Origin of the sequence: Paenibacillus sp. G2S3, assembly GCF_030123105.1 — a bacterium.
Taxonomy (GTDB): domain Bacteria; phylum Bacillota; class Bacilli; order Paenibacillales; family Paenibacillaceae; genus Paenibacillus_AQ.
Map to the genome: position 1 here is coordinate 5,514,028 of NZ_CP126095.1, position 18,684 is coordinate 5,532,711.

The window sequence follows — 18,684 nt, forward strand, 5'->3', positions numbered from 1 at the left end:
CCTACAGTTCATCACTAAAAGAAATTGAATATTTATTTATATTATTGTATTATTATTAACATTATAAAAACTGGAGGAATCACAATGTCTTCTTTTATTCGAATTGCTGAGCCTGAAGATATAACGAATTTGACAGAATTAATGTATGAATATATCGTCGGATTTTATCAAAACCCTGCCCCTCCTATCAATAATATTCATCATTTGATTCAAACCCTTTTTGACAGACAACAGGGTATACAATTCGTCGTAGAAGAAAATGGAAGACTAGTCGGCTTTGCTACTCTATACTTTACATTTAGCACGATGAAAGCAGATAAAATTGTTGTGATGAACGACTTCTTCCTCACAGAGCCCTATAGAGATACGGAACTGGAATCCCAACTCTTTTTGGCATGTAAAAATTACTGCATCAATCAGGGATACACCAATATGACTTGGATAACTTCTATTAATAACACACGGGCCCAATCATTCTTCAACACAATGAAGGCGATCCAAGGGAAAGATTGGGTGCACTTCTCCATCAACTAAGCATGCTACAAGATTATTTCTTCATTTTGAGGAATTTCTTCAACAACAGAAGATAAACGGTCAAGCCAAACATTCTTGGTTCGTCGCTCTTTATCTGGAAAGTCAGGAAAGCGAACTTTTTCACCGCTTACTCCCGCTATTCTTGCTGCAACCCTCTTTGTATGGAGTCGGAGGCAGTGCCACGACTCCATACAAAGAGGCTACTGTCAGCCACTCCGATTAATATCATCGAGACTTTATGAAAAAATTGTAGTTAACTTATTGAAAAACAGCTACGCAAAATTAATTCTGCTTAAAAATGTTCAATGTAGATCCACATTGGGCAAGTTTTAAGGCCATCCTATGCAGGATGGCCTTTTTTACAGTCCGGAAAATAATGAAATTATTATCCAATATTTTTCATATCGCCATCCAAAGTGTTCACGGACGACAATTTGAAAAAACCATTTACATGTCCATCATTCGGTTTATTAAACCATTCACTCCAGTCTAATCCTGGATGAGGATATTTAAGCGCAGGGACCTATGATACGGTTCACCGGAGCATGCTCTCATTTAGACTTATTAAGCTCTTTTACTTCTATTATCTTTTTACTAAACTGATAATTCACAGTAACATTCTCAATAATCTCAGTATTCTGGTAGGCAAGAGAACCCTCAAATGCTAAAGTATCATTGTCTTTCCAAACGATCTTATCTGCATAGCTATAATTTTCATGATCTGTGCGAATCCATGTATCTAATTCTTTTTGTGCACCATATTTGACTCTTGCAGATTCTATTAACTCTGGACTTGTCATTCCCTCTTCAATATTGCTAATTTGCACGAAATCACTTTTATTAGAGCATGTTACGATCGCAACTAACTTATGATTTGGTGAAGGAATAATTTTTTTAACATACATAGATGGTGCAGAAAAACTTAAATACTCGTTAAGCACATTGTCTTTTATTCTCCAAATAACATTTTGGCTTCCATAGTCTGAATAATTATTAAACAACGTAAATATCATACTTCCGTCTGCTAACTTAACAATATAAGGGCTCCGATAACTTTTGGACAAAATATCTACGGCAAAAGCAGCCGCATCAGCAATTTTTTGATTCTCATTTTTTATAAATGGCTTAAGTTCTTTTAATGCTTTTTCTCTCAGCTTTTGATCATTAAAGCATTCTACCAGCCTATTAATAGCAATATATACATATTCATTATTATCACTTTTTAAAGCATGTAGAAATTTTTCCGCATCATATTTAGTAGCAGGCTCTAACTCCATGTCTTCAGCTTTTAAATAACGTATATAAGGCTCTGAATTTTGATTTTTATAATATTCTGTTGCTAATAAAGCTGAAGCGGTTGAACTATACAGGATAAGACAAGCAACCAAAATAACCCACTTTTTAGAAATACCCTTTTTCCTTTTCTCTGTTCCATTGTGCCTAGCCGCCTCAATTAAGTTTTCATCAATAAGTCCGATCTCCTTAAATAAATCTTCTTTTTTCATAGGTTAACCCCCTCTTTGTCTAGATGAACTCGAAGTTTATTTCTTGTCCTAAATAATATAGATTTCACTTTGCTACTACTCATATTAAATCTTATTGAAAGATCATCTATTGAATAAGAATGCCAGTACCTTCCAATAAATATATTTCTTGCTTGCTCATCTATTCCATATAAAAATTGATTTATTAAGTTAGCGATCTCACCTTCTTCGTACTCTGTTTCTACAGTATCAGGTGAAGCTAGACATTCTTCTAGTTCACTTAAAATGACTTCAAACTCACGATTACGCTTTTTCGCTGTATTATAACCATACTTATCAAGCGCAATATTACGGGTGATCCTCCCTAGAAATACAGGGAAATTCCTAGGCAGATTAGGCGGTATTGAATTCCATGCCGCTAAGTATGTATCGTTCTCACACTCTTCAACATCCGAGAAATTTGAAATAATGTTTCTTGCAATTACTCTGCAGTAAGCCCCATATTTATTTTTAGTCTCTAAAATGGCTTGCTGTGAACGCTGCAGGTATAAGTGGACTATTCCTTGGTCTTCCATCGGTTATTCTCCTTTTTAACACTCTTATCTATATAGTAGAAAGTTCGTAGAATAGGTTGCACTTATATTAAAATTCACACCAATATATAAAGACAACCCCCTCCTAAACAAGGAAGGGGTTCTTGGAATAGATCTACCTTTTAGTCATCTCTACAGTCCAAAATGTTCTCTAACTAATCTAAATTGTTCTTCCACGCTCATACTTGGTATTCTTTCAACAGTTTTGATTCCCATTTTAGTGCAGGCATTCTTAATCTCATTGGAGAATTTAACCATAGATTTGTTTCCGTGCTTAATCGTTTCTTCTGGATTTATCGTGTAGGCGTTAATACAATCCAAAATCATCTTATGATCTTCTCTGAAGTAATATAATCGCTCTATCTCTTTATCGGACGTATAAAAACAAATCATTCTCTCTTCTGGAATAAAAGGTAGTATACGCTCAGGCATTATTCCTAGATCAATTATTATTGGTTTGTCATTAGGCATTGTTAGCAAGTCAACGATAAAGAAATCCATCATCTCTTCGACAATTTGAAATAACCATTGGCAGTGCTCATCTACGGGTTTATTGAACCACTTATTCCAATCCAAATCAGGATTAGGAAATTGAAGAGCCGGGTACTCAACAGGGCTAGTAAATGGTCTATATTTTAAGACATCATCACCCAATGTTTGAAAGCCTAATTCCTCTACAAATTTCCTGGTCATGGTCGTCTTTCCAGCACAAGGTCCACCATTAAGCCAATAAACATGTTTTAATTGTTCCTTCAAATAATTATTATTTATCTTCATCCGATACACCCCATATGATTTGTGTAGTATCTTACTTTAACACGTTGGTTTCGGGGAGCTGGCGGATTCTTATCTTCCTATAACAGTGAAAACACAAAGAAATTCTCCTTTCTTGACACAAGTAGTTTTAATCTACGTGTTAGGAGTTCTGTAGCGTAACGACTTACTCTGTTGAATTTCATGTTCCTCAACATAATTTCTATAGTTATTACCATTGTAGTAATCAAGAATGTCCTGATTAATCTCCGGATACAGTTGAATAGAGTGCAGCTCCGAAATTGGAACCCACGTTACACCAATTTGCTTAGAATCTGGTGATTCGGGAAGTCTTGGATTTGATCCCGCTTTCAATTTACAACTAAATGTAACTCCTACTGAATGAGAATCCCCGTATATGTAATTGCTTTTTGTAGGTTGATATTCGTAAACAAATGCAACGGGACCGACCTCTATCTCAACACAAGCCTCTTCTTTTGCTTCCCGTTTTACAGCTTCAATCAGTGTTTCTCCTGGCTCAAGGCCACCTGCTGGAAGATTGTAATGCACGCCATCAAGATTGTCATTCTCAAACTCCACTAGTAAAATGCAACCCTTCTCAATTATTAATGCACCAGCGCGCAGTCTTATCTTTTCCAGTATTATCACATCCCATGGTTTTTGTTTTACATATGGGATATTGTACCATTTAATATTCCTAAGGGAAGAGTCTTTAAGTATCCTCTACAATGATTGCATAACTTCTATGGCACTTTTAAGAGCGTTGCTATCCCTTAATCGTCCTTTTTCTGGTACTGTCAGATTTATTAATTTAAATGCCTCATCCTTGCTTACCCATCGGATTTCCTGTATTTCATGATCAAAACTATGTACTTCTCCTATTGGTCTTAATAAAAAACACTTAGTTGTACATGTCTCTGATTCAAATGCCCCTGGGATCGGTGCGACAACTTCACAAACATACCCAGTCTCTTCTCTCACTTCTCTCAATGCTGTATTTTCAGGAGATTGATCTTGAGGATCGCTTCCACCTTTAGCAAAAGTCCAAGCGTAACCTCCCCAGAATCCGCTAGGGCTTCTCATCAATACCTCACCAGCATTATTGATAACAATTCCTCCATAAGCGAGTTCACCCATCTTTTATCCACCCCAACAAAAAAATAAATTCTGATTTAATCACACTATTCCATTAAAAACTCATATCTCCCTGATTCTTAGTTACATCATCATATTTTGAACCTAAAAAGCTCTGATCATCAAATCTTTCTACTGTCACTTTATCTTTAATACGATCTTTCCCTTTGCACGGCCCGATTCGGAATACTCCATCGCCTTCTGAGCTTCTTCAAAAGAGAATATTTGATCAATTACAGGCTTTATTTTCCCTGCTTCTATAAGCTCCGAAATAATCTCCAATTGTCTACCGCTTGGTTTCATGAACAAGAAGCTGTATTTGACATTATATCGCTTCTCTAATTTTGTTAGCTTACGGGTAACTAATCGAAAAAGACTCGTTTTTATAAAACCAGACCCATATTCAACTCCGAAGCGTGCATTGGGCAGCCCAGAAACCGATACAATTTGTGCGCCTGGTTTGACTATTTTAAAAGCCTTTTCTAATGTCTCTCCGCCAATCGTATCGAATACTCCATCATAATTTAGTAAGACTTTATCAAATTGTTCTGTTTTATAATTGATTATTTGATCAGCTCCAAGAGATTTGACCAGATTTGCTCCAGCATCGCTAGTAGTTGTAGCCACATAAACCCCCATCGCTTTGGCCAGCTGGATAGCAAAGGTTCCAACGCCCCCCGAACCAGCTTGAATTAACACCTTTTGCCCTGCCGATAGCTGTAATATATCATGTAATGCTTGATAGGATGTAAGCCCGACTAATGGGATTGACGCCGCTTCCTCAAAAGAAAGATTTTGAGGCTTTAAGGCTATATCGTCTTCATGAATAGAAATATATTCTGCGAAGGTTCCAATTCTATTCTTTCTTGGACGACCGTATATTGCATCACCTATTTTGAATTTTGTTACTTTGTTTCCTACTTTGGTGACTATACCTGAAAAATCATTTCCTAACACAAGCGGCATATCGTATTTCAACAGCATACGAGTTTTGCCATCCCGCACCTTGAAATCGATAGGATTAATACTCCCCGCATGGATTTCTGCCAACACATCATAATCACCTACTGAAGGCATTGGAATGTCTGCCAATAGAAGAGGACTTTTTCCGTATTTTTCAATGATCATCGCTTTCATCAAGAACCCTCCATTCATAATCGAGATGCAAAGTATTTTTAGTGTTAGTAATTCCGGCTTCTCTTAAGATTCTTAGATGATGGGAAACCGCTGGTCGTGATAGATGCGTTTGTTCAGTAATCTCACCTACGCGTAATCCGTTCGTACAGGTAGTCTCCATAAGTACTGTAATAATGGATTGTCTTGTCTCATTACCAATAGCTAAAAAGACCTTCTCGCACATCTTAAAATCGTCTTTGATGACTTCGACTTGTTGCTGTTTATTAATGATTCTCACCGCTTTCGTCTCGTTCAATCGTTTAACTTAGTGAACCATTTGCTGACGAGTATGTCATAACAAGATATGCTCCGCAACCTTGAGAAAGAAAATCGAGATCACAAGGGAATTTTTTACATTATCTTCCAATGGGTTTAGAGTACTAATGCAACTGATAGGTTAATTTAGTTAACCACGCGGCCATTGCGGGTATTTTACACAAAAGTTATACTGCAATTGACTAGTCGAAATGATATAAATTGTAGGTTATCCAAATGAGAAAATACGACAGTAAAAGTAATCATAGTGCTTTGCGGGATGCGGTGAATGGAATCATTTTTGATTGGAATTTTTTCAAATCACCATAAACTCATTGAGTAGTATAAGAATTCAGTGCCGAATCACCCGGATTACTGGCAGGCTTATGTATAGCTTATGAACTATTTAATTACAGAAGGCAGATGTATCGAAGCAAAAGAAATTCTGGAACAATTGAACCAGATCCATCCTGTATCCTGAGGATTGGCTTGCATGGTCCTCCAGAGGAAACTGTATGGCTAAACTTTGCAGGTACGACTGGCCCTTTCCGCCAAAACGGCGGAGGGGGCTTTTGCTTTCAGTAAGCAAAACCGCCCCACCAGAAACTACATTATTTTGTGAACCCAGAATGCTTGCAAAAACCCGTGTGTGCTGATTTTGCCCAAACGGTACAGTCCCCGGATATCTTAGGTTTTCTTTCGTTGTAACCTTCTAGCTACCTACCCGATCTAATATTTAAGTAACGTTACGAACATCCTAAGACTTTTAGTCAAGAAAGCAGGTAAATCTTTGTATATTAATCCTATTGTCGTCAAAGCCAAAGCTGGGGACCCAGAAGCATTCGTGCAGTTGATGCAGGAGATAGAGTTACCTTTATATAGAACTGCAAGGTCCATCGTCAACAAAGACGAAGATTGTGCAGATGCGCTGCAAGAGACGATGCTTAAAGCCTTTAAGTCCATCCATACACTCAGAGAGCCCGCTTTTTTCAAAACGTGGATCTTCCGGATTCTGATTAATGAATGCAACAAAATGATCAAAAACAACGCAAGAGCCCTCCCTTATGGAGAGCTTCCCGAAGTCCCTTCCATTTCCAAGGATTATGAGAAAATCGAATTATGGGATGCCGTTCAACATCTTGAGGAGAATCTACGGATTGTCATTCACCTTCATTACCTACAGGACATGCCGATCAGTCAAATTTCTGACATTCTCGAAATTTCTACGGTAGCCGTGAAGACCCGGCTGCATCGCGCCCGCAAAAAGCTAAAGCATTCATCTCAATTCAATCAAGAAATGGAGTTGCGACATGGTAAACACTAAGTTAGAAGAACAATTAAAGAACTGCCAAAGCCTACTTCCCGATCAGTTATCGGATATTGCCCGCTCCAAGCTGAATGAGACTTACCAAATCATCAGGGAAACCGATAATTCCATTTCCCCCGTTCAGAAAAAGAAAAATGTATCTAAAACTTTTAATAAATGGTTGATTTCCACTGCAGCCGCTGCAATTCTTGGAGTTACAGTCCTTGCTTCCGGCTTTGTATCGCCCGCAATGGCTGATGCACTCAAGCAAATTCCGGTTTTGGGACAAATCTATTCATTATGGGGCGAAAAAAACTTAGATCCCGGTGTTCAACAAGCCGAGGATTTCATCACAAACGTTAACCAAAGCGTGACCCATGGCGATGTGACTATGAATATTCCTACGTTATTATTCGACGGGACCCGAATTCTTATGAACATAACCACTCCTGGAAACCATCTGGCTTCGGAGCCCAATTCGCTGCCTTCCGATGCCAATAAAGGGGCAGTGGATACGTTTGAGGTCCTCTATAAAGGCCAACCTCTGCTCTGGAGTTACGAATACATGGACGGTGAGACTGCTTCCAGCATAATGGTTCAGGTTTTGAACACTTATTATGAGCCGAGCACAACAACACAAACTGTCCAGTTCCCTGATCAGTTTGACTTGACTGTAAATGTAACGTTAAAGGGTTACGATGTCCCGTTCGAATTCGTTCTGCCTGTTACCAAATCAACGCCTGTTACCGCACTAACTTCAGAGGAGACCAAGCATCACGATAACATTAACTTGCAGATCAGTAAGGTAGAAATCACCCCAATCACAACGCAGGTATCCATTGAGTACAAAACTAAACCGGGCCAGAGCGTAGAAGAAATGCTCGCTTCTATCCCTTCGAAATATAAGGGTGCTAACGGGGGCGCCATCGCTCTTCAATTTGACATTGTGGATGAACGTGGTGTTCAACTGAAGCCCATCGGTGCTCACCCCTTAAGCGAATCTTATAATGTTCGTTTTGAACCCTTCAAGACTATACCAAGTACTGTAACCATCAAACCTTACTTAGTCGTTTCCGAAGGTCAAGCCCCAGCTGGGACTACAGGTCTGTGGGAAGACAACAATATGGTCAAGGAATATATCCCTGAGCTGGAGACTGTACTTTCGGTGCAATAGTTCATTTGTAAAAGGACATTATTCTCTAGCATTAAAAGAGTATACAAACCTACAAAAGACGAAGCCATAATGGCTTCGTCTTTTTATTTAAAATGACTTCAGATAGATTCAATTCAATAAGGTTATTTAGCTGAAACCAGCTTCGATATTTTATCAGCAATATCTTCCGCTTGTAACAGAGAGGAATATGAATCTGCTGCAAAATATTTCTCCATATCAATCTCAATTACTCGATTATTCTTGACTGCATCCAACATCTTCCATGTTGCTGGCAACTTAGGCGGTTCTTTGTCCTTTACTGTAAGGACAATAACATAGTCACCTACATAATCATTTACCGTTTCCCAAGAAACTTCAACACGGCTCATTTCCTTATCAATGATTTCATTTTGAACTTTTGGAGTGGGATTCAGCCCCAAAATATCGTAAGTAGCTCTGCCGCCTCTCTCACCCTGATTACCAATGACCATTAAAAATTTCTCTACCGTGATATAATCTACGATAGAAATCGTTGCATCTTTTGCAATTACATTTTTAATTTTATCGCGGGCAGCTATTTTGCGTTTTTCGAAATCTGCCACAAACTGTTTAGCCTCTTCTTCTCGATCAAGAATTTCTCCCATAGCTGTAATCTCTTCTTGAATCGTTGCGTATTTGCTTGTATCAAATAACACGGTCGGTGCGATCTTAGAATAGTTGCTATAGGCATCTTTATTCCATGTGATAATGACGTCTGGTGCTAGCTCTAATACTTTCTCAAAAGAAATACTTCCTTCTGCCCCTATGTCTTGTACCGTCTCATCTAAGAAAGGTTTGAGAAACTGAGAATACTCCAGCTGTGTATTCGATGCTCCAACCGGTTTTACCCCAACTGCTAAGACTGGTCCCAAATCCCAATCCACTACAACACGTTGGGGATTGGCTGGAACATTAACATCCCCCATCACCGTTGCTATTTTCCGTAAACCCGTTTTTTCAACGGCCTGATTGGAAGGCGTACTTTGTGTCGGTTCTGCTCCCGAATTGTTATTACGGCTAGTGTTACCATTTCCGCAAGCTGCAAGTAACAGTGTAAGCACAAGCATTAGCATTAATCCTTTTTTCGTCTCGATCCCCTTTAACATCTGTTTATCCCCTTCTAGTTTTAATTGATAATGATTATCATGATCAATATAACAAGCAGGAGAATATTTGCCCATGGAGGATAAGAACTCTTGCCATGGACTATCTGAAACGATCAAACCTGACTTCACCTTATTTTTGTATTGAACTGGCGTCGTCCCAACCTGCTTCTTAAACAGACGGGTAAAATAAAAGACATCACTATAACCTACGTTTACAGCAATCTCCTGTACGGTGGCATCGGTTTGAATCAGTAACTCCTTCGCTTTAGCCATTCTCGTCTGAATTACGTATTCAATGGGACTTCTCCCTGTCCGACGTTTGAACTGCCTCGATAAGTATTGAATGCTATAGTTCCAGACCTCTGCCAAAGATTCAAGTGAAATAGTCTCATTATAATGTTTGTGAATGTATTGAATGATCTGTTCCACTAAATCTGTTTCTTTGGGTGCAACTCCCTGAAGCTGTAACTGCTGTACAAGCGTATATACGAACTGATAAAAATGGATTTTCGCTTGGAACCGTTCCATAGCCGGTCTGCGATTCCATTCCTCATATATCGATTCCATATGACGATATAAAACAACCGGCGAAATAGGTTTACATGCATATTGCAGATGAAAAGGGTTATTTATATGATAGGATTTCAATATTGATTTACTAGCTTTAGTAGAAATAGTACCTCTATATAAAACGTAATAGTATGTGACATCCTCATGTCCAACCTCGAACTTGATGTTACTTCCTTTTCCCGCATGTAAGACAAAGAATCGTTCTAATGGATACCGATCACCATCCAACCAGACCGCACCTTGCCCTCGCACGACAAATATAAAACTACTAGCTGGGAGTACATGTCGCTGCTTACTCTGTCTACGTATCACATGTTGGCGAATGTCCACCAGTTGAATCCATGAAGTGTCCCATATCTGGATGTATTCTTCCCAGTTCACTGTTAATCCTCCCAAGTTCAAAAGCATGCTAACCCTTTACAGCTATAAATCCCTATACAAATGAAAATCGTAAACGATAACCATTATCATTGTCAAATGATAGGTGACTAGTCAAACCAATTTTAATAGATCAAATCTGACGCTCCCAGAGAACCTCCAACCAAGTCGATATAGCCATTGCTAAGCATGCCACAGCTATCCTCCAAGAAATAAATTACTAACTCTTTTATTACCTAAATCACTAACATTAATAGTTACAGTTAAGGAGAACTGTTTTTTAGAAAGCTAACACCGAACTATAATAGTCCGCTAATGTACAAAACCTGACCGTACATTCTACCGTTCCAGCCACTTCAGCTCATTTCTACGGTATTTATACCGTACATTCCACCTCCTAGCCATCTCAGCTCGTATCTACGGCATTTATACCGTACATTCCACCATCCTAGCTACTCATGCAAAATAATTGTGAAGTATGCACGCTACTCAAGTTTTCGTTGCTCAAATGATAAATTCGGCCTCTTGGCTGGGGGCCTTTCCAATAGATAACCTACGCAAATCATCTATACTGGCAAGATTTAGGGCCATCCTTTTACAGGATGGCCCTTTCTTTGATGATTCATCTAAGTTGCAATTTTGCTTACTTTAATATTCTTTAATAATTACAAAAAACGAACCCCGAATTGTTCCAGCTAGCTTGGACTTCTGCCTAGCAAACTTAAACTTCTCTTCTAGCTCCTTTGGGATCTCCATCCCCTCAGAAAGCTAAAAACCAACAGCCCGCTTCTTAGGGTCATCCACCGTATACATAACGTTGACTGCAAGACCATCCTCATAAAAGACATAAGCAAATTTAATATTTTCCACTTGAAAACGCGACGTTTCTAAAGGTTTGGCCGCAAACTCAATATCACGTTCATCTTTTAAAATTCGGTTCACATAATCAAGGGTCTCCTGACTTTCGCTGGCTTGTATAACCGCAATTTCATGCTTGTATTTATTCATAAAGTAACGGGCTTCATTAGCTCGCAAACCAGCAAGCGCATCTACTACAGGTGTCTCTCATTACCAAAAAAACTTATCGTTACTTATGTACGGTTCGCGTGCTGTCTGTAACGGCAAGTTTCTGAGTTAACTACTGTGCTCTTTTTCTATTAAAGTGACCATCTCACGCTCCCACTTTTCTCGCTCTTCTGGCGGCATCGGCTCCCCTTTGCCATACAGAAATCTAATCATGTAGAAGCCATTCTTGGTAAGCAGGCTAGTAACAAGTTCATGCTCTAATACATTATTGCTCATCAACTTTGTCTCAACTACAGAGCTATTATCAGTCTGATGCAGTACTTGAGCGGTCAACAAGGTCTCTTGGGAGATATAATCCGCTGTATGCTTCTCTACAGAAGATGCCTCTATCTTATCAAAATAATTAATCGTGAACGTATGCGAAGGTTCGTACCGATGGTATTCTCCTAACGGATAATATCCGATAAATTGACTGTTACTGTAGACATGGAATGTTGCAGGTACATAGCTATTAAGCTGAAAATACGGGATGAATCGCGCAATGCCTGAATTGATCTCTTCTCCAGGAGGAATGACCGCATCCACACCACTAAGGAATTCACCCTTCTTATCTACAAAAATCGTGCTATAAGGGCTGTACCTCGTAATCCAAATTGAACCATTCTCCTTCACAGCCTCAACGTAATAACTGATAATTTGATTTCTTTTTTCCTCACGTTCATCGGCGGGGTTGACACAGGTATGAATATGCTTCCGAGTGTATGTAAAGACTGCTTTAGTGGCATCCATTGACAGCAATTCAAATTCGAGAATTTCAGATTTTATATTATAGATTTGAAATGTCATCATTAATTGAAAGTGATTTAAAAAGGACATTCCCCTCTTATCTGGATGAAATCTTTTGCTCAAACCTTCTTCATCCTTATCCATATAAGACTGCTCCAAGCCTTCAACCAAGGCCTGCAGTTCCTCTTTTGTGATGCCTTTATTTTTCTTAAAGAAAAACATGTCTTATCTCCCCTCATCATCAGTCTACTGCCAATTACTTGCTCCTATTTATTATACGGGCACACCTGTGTACTTTTCTAGTTATGTATAAATTCCCCTTTGGTAGTACCTAAAGGAAGATATCATGTTAAACATTAGGTCAACTAGATGATCGCAAAATATTATGAAAAAACCATTCCTGACAAAGGAATGGTTTCTTTGAGTAGGTATACCTTTCAGTTATCCCAATATTTTAAAATGTTCACGAACTAACCTAAATTGTTCTTCTACGCTCATGTTTGGTGTTCTTTCTATGGTTTTGATCCCCAGCTTAGTGCAAGCATTCTTTATTTCATTGGAGAACTTAATCATAGATTTATTACTGTGTTTAATTGTTTCTTCTGGATATAACGTATAAGCGTTAATGCAGTCCAGAATCATCTTATGGTCTTCTCTAAAGTAATATAATCTCTCTATCTCCGCATCGGACGTATAAAAACATATCATTCTCTCTTCCGGGATAAACAGTAATATAAATTCAGGCATTATTCCTAAATCTATTATGATCGGTTTGTCATCAGGTAACTTCAGCAAGTTAATAATAAAGAAGTCCATCATCTCTTCGACAACTTGAAATAACCATTGGCAATGTTCCTCTACAAACTTCTTGGTCATAGTAGTCTTTCCAGCACAAGGTCCACCATTTAGCCAATATAGATGTTTTAATTGTTCTTTCAAATAATTATTATTTATCTTCATTCAACACACGCCATTTATATTTAAAAAAGCTTACTCTGACATGTTGGTTGTGAGGGGTTGGCGGATTCTTTTCTTTCTATAACAATGAAAGCACATAAAAAAGCCTTCCCCACCCTAAAGGGTGAAGAAAGCTTAAATGTGTATCCCCAAAATATGGGCAGCTATATTAAATTTTCGCACCCGATAATGTTTGAGACAGTAATTCCTCCAGCCACTTTACAGCCTCAGCCTCTTTCGCGAAGGCGCCTCCGTGACAGCCCTAGGTTCTTTTAGTAGACACTGCCGTAACCGGCTTGTAAAGAGCGAGCAATTTGGCGTTCTGCATTACAACCGCGATGCCTGAGCAATATTGAGCGATTTCATGTTTGTTCCTCTTGCACCAGTTCATATACAGCTGTATGACTGCACACTCCGGACGTATGTTCTTCTCTGAAGAATGCAGCATGATCAGACCAAAGGGGGATTGACGGGAGAGCAATTCTTCCCAATAAGCGATATATTCCTCTACCGTTTCCTGATCAAAATTTCCTCCCAGACTAAGGCTTATAATGGGCCAGTTAGATTCATCCTTTGTGATAGCCATACGTTTGCCCTCCTAAAAGCGTAAATGACGTTTCCTATGATGTGATGCGGAATCCGACGGATTGCTGCTGCAGCTTCCAGAGACGGTCGTACAATCCACCGCGTAGTAATAAAGCTTCATGCCGTCCCTGCTCCACCAGTCGGCCATCTTCCAGCACAATAATGTTGTCTGCACCGCGTATGGTTTTCAGCCGATGGGCGATAACAATAACGGTTCTGCCCGTAATCAGCGCATCAATTCCCTTCTGGATTTCGGCTTCATTCTGCGGGTCAAGCGATGCAGTAGCCTCATCTAACAATACAATCGGGGCGTTCTTAAGAATCGCACGAGCAATGGAGATCCGCTGCTTCTCCCCTCCGGAAAGCGTACTGCCACCCTCGCCTACTGGCGTGTCATAGCCTAGCGGTAATTTCATGATGAAATCATGGCAACGGGCCATTTCTGCTGCTTGTTGAATATCCTGCTGCGACGCGCCCGGCCGCCCAAAGGCAATGTTGTTTCCAATGGTATCTTGGAACAGATACACATCTTGAAACACAACCGACACAGAACCTAGCAAATGTTCTGGATCAATATCTTTAATATTGCGTCCACCTAGCAGAACACTTCCTTCATCAGGATCATAGAAGCGTGAGATCAAACGCAGCACTGTACTCTTTCCGCTGCCGGAGGGACCCACGATTGCAGTTAATGAGCCTTGCGGCATTTCTATGCTTAATTGTTTCAGAACAGGCTCACCTCCATAGCTGAAAGTAACATTGTCAAAGCGGATCGTACTGCTCTCGGGAAGTGGAGCTGTAGTCCCCGTCATTACCGGCTGGCGAAGCAGGTCTACGATGCGTTCACCCGCTTGTTCGTTGTACCGGAATTCGGCATAGTTGGCGAGCGCCGTCGTCAGTGGATCATAGATGCGTGTGCCGACAATAAGGAATACCGCCAGCTGCAAAATACCGAGCTCCCCGCCTAACAATAGATGCACACCTACGAATACCATTAAGGTCAGACCCGCACGAAGAAGAGCCATAGCCGTTAGAATGACCGGTCCGAATATCCCTTCAAGCTTCACACTTTCCTTCATCAAAGTTCTAAAAGAGCTATCCAGACGGACAAATCGTTCTCCCGTTAGGTTATAGGCCTTCATCACCCGAATACCATTCAAATACTCCTGTAGCCGATTCGCGGCGTTCAATTTCGCTTTCATATGATTCGTCCCTAATCTCCGCCGCAGTCTGCCTGACAGATACATAATCAGGAGGGCAATCGGCAGCGCCACGAACATGGAAAGCGCCATCCGCCAGTCGAGGAACAGTAAACCCGCAAGTGCAAATATCGGCAGTACAAAAGCCCCTGCAAGCTGTGGCAGCAGATGTGAAATCCCTGTCTCAACCAGTGTGAAATCGCCCATCATCATATTGGCCAGATCACCGGGGTCCCGGCGAGTCAGGTAGCCTAGCGGAAGCTTACGCAGATGCTCTGCTAATTCCGCCCGTCCCTGCGCCGCAACATTGTAAGCCCCGCGGTATGCAGTGCGGTAAGCGGGAATCTCGCTCAGGAACATCAGTACCATGACAGCAGCTAGTCCCGCGCAAATCCACCAAAGCCGTTCTATCTGAAGCTCTGCACCCACCGTAATATAAGGAGCAAAAATCAACCGTACCGCCTCAATCACAAGCGCAAACGGAAGCACACTGACTATGTTAGCCAGTAAGGAAAAAAACACAGGCTTCAGCAGCTGCTGTGGTTTGCCAGCAGTAATATTGTGCAATACCTTCATAGCTGTTCCCCCCCTTTTTCCAAATGCCAATCTCCGGCGTCACTGTAGGCATGCCACATTTGAGTGTAAAGTCCATTGAGATCAATCAAACTATCGTGATCTCCGTGCTCCACGATTTGCCCATCTCGTAGTACCAAAATCTGTGCAGCTTCACGAATAGAAGACAGACGGTGGGCAATGACAATAACCGTCTTCCCGCGCATAAGCTCCGTTAGTGCCAGCTGCATGTGATGTTCATTTTCCGGGTCGGCAAAAGCAGTCGCTTCGTCGAGGACAAGTACCGGCGCATTTTTGAGGATGGCCCGGGCTACCGCAATACGCTGCTCTTCACCGCCGGAGAGATAGACACCACCTTCACCGATTAACGTATCGTACCCCTGCGGAAGCCGAGAGATGAACTCATCGCATTGCGCAGCTCTTGCTGCAGCTTGGACTTCATCCAGCGTGGCTCCCGGTTTGCCGACGGCAATATTTTCATACAAAGTGTCATAGAACAGGAAGGTCTCCTGGAATACGAAGGCAACTGTATTCATCAGTTCATGAATCGCCATATGGCGGATATCCACTCCACCGATACGGATCGCACCCTCTTGCGGGTCCCAGAACCGCGGCACCAAGCTGGCCACCGTCGATTTACCTGATCCTGACGGTCCAACCAGCGCTGTAACCTTCCCTTGTTCTGCTCGGAAAGAGACCTCGCTGAGCGCAGCCGCAGCCCCCTCTTCTTCACTGTAGGAGAAGGTTACGTCCATAAATTCAACGTCGAAAGCTTGCGGTGATAGCGGCTTAGCTATTTCTGGTACAGGCTGCTGTGCCAAAAGACGATCCATCCGCTCCACGCCTTCGCCGATATCCCGAGTGCTCGAAGCCAGCATAAGCAGTTTATAAAGCGGAGATGATACGCCTGGCGCCATAATTAGAAAGAACAGCAGCACAAGCGCAAAGGACATGGAGTCCGGCCGACCGCTTAGCATAAAGACACCCACCGGTAAAATAAAGGTAAACGAGGAGGCCAGTAATGTTTTGAACAGAACATAGCCTGACTGATAACGGTCCGTAAACTCCAGACAATAATCACGGTATCTGGTCATATCACTGTAGAACTTTCGGAAGGAATGCACCGTCTGTCCGAACACCTTCACCGCTGGCATCCCCCGCACATACTGCACCGCCGAAGCATTGATCTGCTCCAAGGAATCATGATACTGCTTCACACTGGTTTTTCCCTTGCCGCTCATCATAAGTGCTGACTGCACAACCATTCCTATGAAGATCGGTAGAAGACAGGCAACAGCTAACGGAGGACTCAGCCAGAACATCGCCACAATCATCAGCACCGTAGACGCCAGCGCGCTGACCAAATCTGGGAGCTGATGCGCTACGAAATTTTCCACCTTGTCGACATTCTGTTCCAGCGTCTTCTTCACTGCTCCGGTCGAAGTTCCATTCAGGAAGCCGAGCGGCAGTCTGCCCAGATGCTCGGTCATTCGTACACGCAAATTATACTGAATACGAAAAGCTGCAATATGTGAGCACATAATACCGCAATACGAGGTCACCAGACCTCCGATCAATCCGCCGAGTGCAATCCATCCCCAGCAAATCATAGCATCACCATCAACCTGTCCAGGAGATGCGGCATGCCGCAGTAGCTCGGCCAATATGAAATAAACAGACAAAAATGGTACCAGCATTAGCACAGCGCTGACAGATGACAATACGCCAGACAGGATCAGCAGGCTCCGCTTCTCTCCGGCAATCTCCAGCAGTCTCGACATGCCAGTTTTGGTTTTACTCACAGCTGTTCCCCCACTCTTTATAATTACGCACAAAAAAAGTGCACTGAGAATGATTCTCTGTGCACTAGTGTATAGGAACGCTCATCCTGGTTGCTACCGTTTCCGGGATTATAATCAACCAAATCAGGAGCATCTGTTTTCGACGCGAGCTTACACCCTTGTTCCTAAAGAACGCTGTCTACCGCTGATCAGATATTCTCCAGGGCGCACACCGAATTTTTTGCGAAAGGCTGCTGAGAAATGGCTGACATTCACGTATCCGACCCTGGATGCTGCTTCACTGACAGTCATATTTCCATCTTCTAGCAGCTGTTGCGCCCTTTGCATCCGTTGTTCGATAACATAGGCATGGACGGTATAACCGAACATTTCCTTAAAGCCCTTCTTTAGCTTGAACTCATTGAGGCAAATGATACGTGAGAGGCCAGCCAGCGTCGGTGGGTGTAAATAATCACGTTGCAGAATTACCTTGGCTAGTCGCAGGCTCTCCATATCATCTCTAGATAGCTTGACTGAGTGGGAAATCCGATCAGCTTCATATAAAGATTCATTGAGATAAACAGCCATTAGCTCCAGCATTTTTCCCTCTAGATAGAGTTCCCGCATACCCTGACTATAGGAACAGTCCGCAATTTGTGACAGAATGAGCCGGATAGATGGTGTAATACCATTTTTGCCAAAAAACAAAGCTGCTCCCCCTCCGGCTCGAAGACGTGTATCCTCGGTCAGTCCGCTGGTCATCCGCTCAAATTGTGCCGGACTCATATCTATGCTGAGGAATCTGTAACCCGCTCCGCTAAGGTATATACAATTTTCACTTCTTACTCCGCCGTGAAGCAGCACACTTTCTCCTGTATCTATGGCAAAATAGTCCTGCTTCAGCGAGGTCCCCCATTCAATTCCATTTCCTATGCAGAATATCAGCTCCGTACGAGGTGTTCTAAACTCGCCCTTCGCTTCGATATCCCGATTAAATTGGAGATCAAAATCCGTCATCTGAAGATAACGCTGAGTAAGCAGGCTCCGGCAGCTGCCCTTCCCTAGCTCTAGCGGTGGTTTTATCTCAAAGTGGCTTCCGTCCAACTGGTAAGTAATATTAAACCCTTCGCATCTAAGCGTCTTATGGGCATCAATCGTTTCCGCTTCATTCAGACCATCGCTACGCTTCATGCTCATCCCTACTTCCCCTTACTTTGGTTTAATTATATATGTATTGAGAATGATTATCAATTGAATGTTCTTTTAGCAAATATG

Annotated in this window: 17 protein-coding genes and 1 pseudogene; 3 read left to right on the forward strand and 15 right to left on the reverse strand. The window is 41.6% G+C overall.

All coding sequences use genetic code 11. The annotated features are described in order from the left end of the window. Positions 1 to 84 precede the first annotated feature (84 nt). Complete coding sequence (locus QNH28_RS24240; protein WP_283908884.1) at positions 85 to 534, forward strand: GNAT family N-acetyltransferase; 450 nt, start codon at positions 85 to 87, stop codon at positions 532 to 534. A gap of 551 nt (positions 535 to 1,085) precedes the next feature. Here QNH28_RS24240 and QNH28_RS24245 read toward each other — a convergent pair. From QNH28_RS24245 to QNH28_RS24275, 7 genes are all read right to left on the reverse strand, one after another. After that, on the reverse strand, positions 1,086 to 2,039 hold the full coding sequence (locus QNH28_RS24245; protein WP_283908885.1) for a hypothetical protein: 954 nt from the start codon (positions 2,037 to 2,039) through the stop codon (positions 1,086 to 1,088). Next, positions 2,036 to 2,593: an RNA polymerase sigma factor gene (locus QNH28_RS24250; protein WP_283908886.1), complete on the reverse strand. Its 558-nt coding sequence runs from the start codon at positions 2,591 to 2,593 to the stop codon at positions 2,036 to 2,038. The genes QNH28_RS24245 and QNH28_RS24250 overlap by 4 nt, the downstream gene beginning before the upstream one ends. 150 nt (positions 2,594 to 2,743) lie before the next feature. Next, a complete protein-coding gene (locus tag QNH28_RS24255) occupies positions 2,744 to 3,388 on the reverse strand; it encodes a hypothetical protein (RefSeq protein WP_283908887.1) in 645 nt (214 codons plus the stop codon). A 132-nt stretch (positions 3,389 to 3,520) separates the two neighbouring features. Beyond that, positions 3,521 to 4,033 carry an NUDIX domain-containing protein gene (locus QNH28_RS24260; RefSeq protein WP_349655009.1) on the reverse strand — a complete coding sequence of 171 codons (513 nt, stop codon included), beginning with the start codon at positions 4,031 to 4,033 and terminating at the stop codon, positions 3,521 to 3,523. A 75-nt stretch (positions 4,034 to 4,108) separates the two neighbouring features. After that, entirely contained in the window at positions 4,109 to 4,522 is a 414-nt protein-coding gene (locus tag QNH28_RS24265) for an NUDIX hydrolase (RefSeq protein WP_283908889.1), read from the reverse strand. A 135-nt stretch (positions 4,523 to 4,657) separates the two neighbouring features. Next, positions 4,658 to 5,656 carry an NADP-dependent oxidoreductase gene (locus tag QNH28_RS24270; RefSeq protein WP_283908890.1) on the reverse strand — a complete coding sequence of 333 codons (999 nt, stop codon included), beginning with the start codon at positions 5,654 to 5,656 and terminating at the stop codon, positions 4,658 to 4,660. Beyond that, a complete protein-coding gene (locus tag QNH28_RS24275; protein WP_481858405.1) occupies positions 5,637 to 5,879 on the reverse strand; it encodes an ArsR/SmtB family transcription factor in 243 nt (80 codons plus the stop codon). Before QNH28_RS24275 ends, QNH28_RS24270 begins: the two co-directional genes overlap by 20 nt. Positions 5,880 to 6,740: 861 nt before the next feature. Here QNH28_RS24275 and QNH28_RS24280 point away from each other — a divergent pair. Both QNH28_RS24280 and QNH28_RS24285 read left to right on the forward strand, forming a co-directional pair. Further along, positions 6,741 to 7,274, forward strand: a complete 534-nt coding sequence (locus QNH28_RS24280; protein WP_283908891.1) for an RNA polymerase sigma factor — start codon at positions 6,741 to 6,743, stop codon at positions 7,272 to 7,274. Then, positions 7,261 to 8,430 carry a DUF4179 domain-containing protein gene (locus tag QNH28_RS24285; RefSeq protein ID WP_283908892.1) on the forward strand — a complete coding sequence of 390 codons (1,170 nt, stop codon included), beginning with the start codon at positions 7,261 to 7,263 and terminating at the stop codon, positions 8,428 to 8,430. Before QNH28_RS24280 ends, QNH28_RS24285 begins: the two co-directional genes overlap by 14 nt. Positions 8,431 to 8,552: 122 nt before the next feature. On the opposite strand, the gene QNH28_RS24290 is transcribed toward QNH28_RS24285, so the two are convergent. The 8 genes and pseudogenes from QNH28_RS24290 to QNH28_RS24325 all read right to left on the reverse strand — a co-directional run bounded on the left by QNH28_RS24290 (position 8,553) and on the right by QNH28_RS24325 (position 18,606). Continuing rightward, positions 8,553 to 10,505 carry an AraC family transcriptional regulator gene (locus tag QNH28_RS24290; RefSeq protein WP_283908893.1) on the reverse strand — a complete coding sequence of 651 codons (1,953 nt, stop codon included), beginning with the start codon at positions 10,503 to 10,505 and terminating at the stop codon, positions 8,553 to 8,555. 645 nt (positions 10,506 to 11,150) lie between these two features. Next, positions 11,151 to 11,564, reverse strand: a pseudogene (locus tag QNH28_RS24295) (phage tail protein); the annotation flags it as partial. 72 nt (positions 11,565 to 11,636) lie between these two features. Next, positions 11,637 to 12,536 carry a hypothetical protein gene (locus QNH28_RS24300; RefSeq protein ID WP_283908894.1) on the reverse strand — a complete coding sequence of 300 codons (900 nt, stop codon included), beginning with the start codon at positions 12,534 to 12,536 and terminating at the stop codon, positions 11,637 to 11,639. A gap of 219 nt (positions 12,537 to 12,755) precedes the next feature. Beyond that, the gene (locus QNH28_RS24305; protein WP_283908895.1) at positions 12,756 to 13,274 is read right to left on the reverse strand and encodes a hypothetical protein; all 519 of its coding nucleotides are present in this window, start codon (positions 13,272 to 13,274) and stop codon (positions 12,756 to 12,758) included. 259 nt (positions 13,275 to 13,533) lie between these two features. Beyond that, on the reverse strand, positions 13,534 to 13,857 hold the full coding sequence (locus QNH28_RS24310) for a hypothetical protein (protein WP_283908896.1): 324 nt from the start codon (positions 13,855 to 13,857) through the stop codon (positions 13,534 to 13,536). Between the two features lie 34 nt (positions 13,858 to 13,891). Then, positions 13,892 to 15,631: an ABC transporter ATP-binding protein gene (locus QNH28_RS24315; RefSeq protein WP_283908897.1), complete on the reverse strand. Its 1,740-nt coding sequence runs from the start codon at positions 15,629 to 15,631 to the stop codon at positions 13,892 to 13,894. Then, the gene (locus QNH28_RS24320; RefSeq protein ID WP_283912251.1) at positions 15,628 to 17,409 is read right to left on the reverse strand and encodes an ABC transporter ATP-binding protein; all 1,782 of its coding nucleotides are present in this window, start codon (positions 17,407 to 17,409) and stop codon (positions 15,628 to 15,630) included. Before QNH28_RS24320 ends, QNH28_RS24315 begins: the two co-directional genes overlap by 4 nt. A 171-nt stretch (positions 17,410 to 17,580) precedes the next feature. Next, positions 17,581 to 18,606, reverse strand: coding sequence for a helix-turn-helix transcriptional regulator (locus tag QNH28_RS24325; RefSeq protein WP_283908898.1), 1,026 nt, complete (start codon positions 18,604 to 18,606; stop codon positions 17,581 to 17,583). Positions 18,607 to 18,684: the final 78 nt, after the last annotated feature.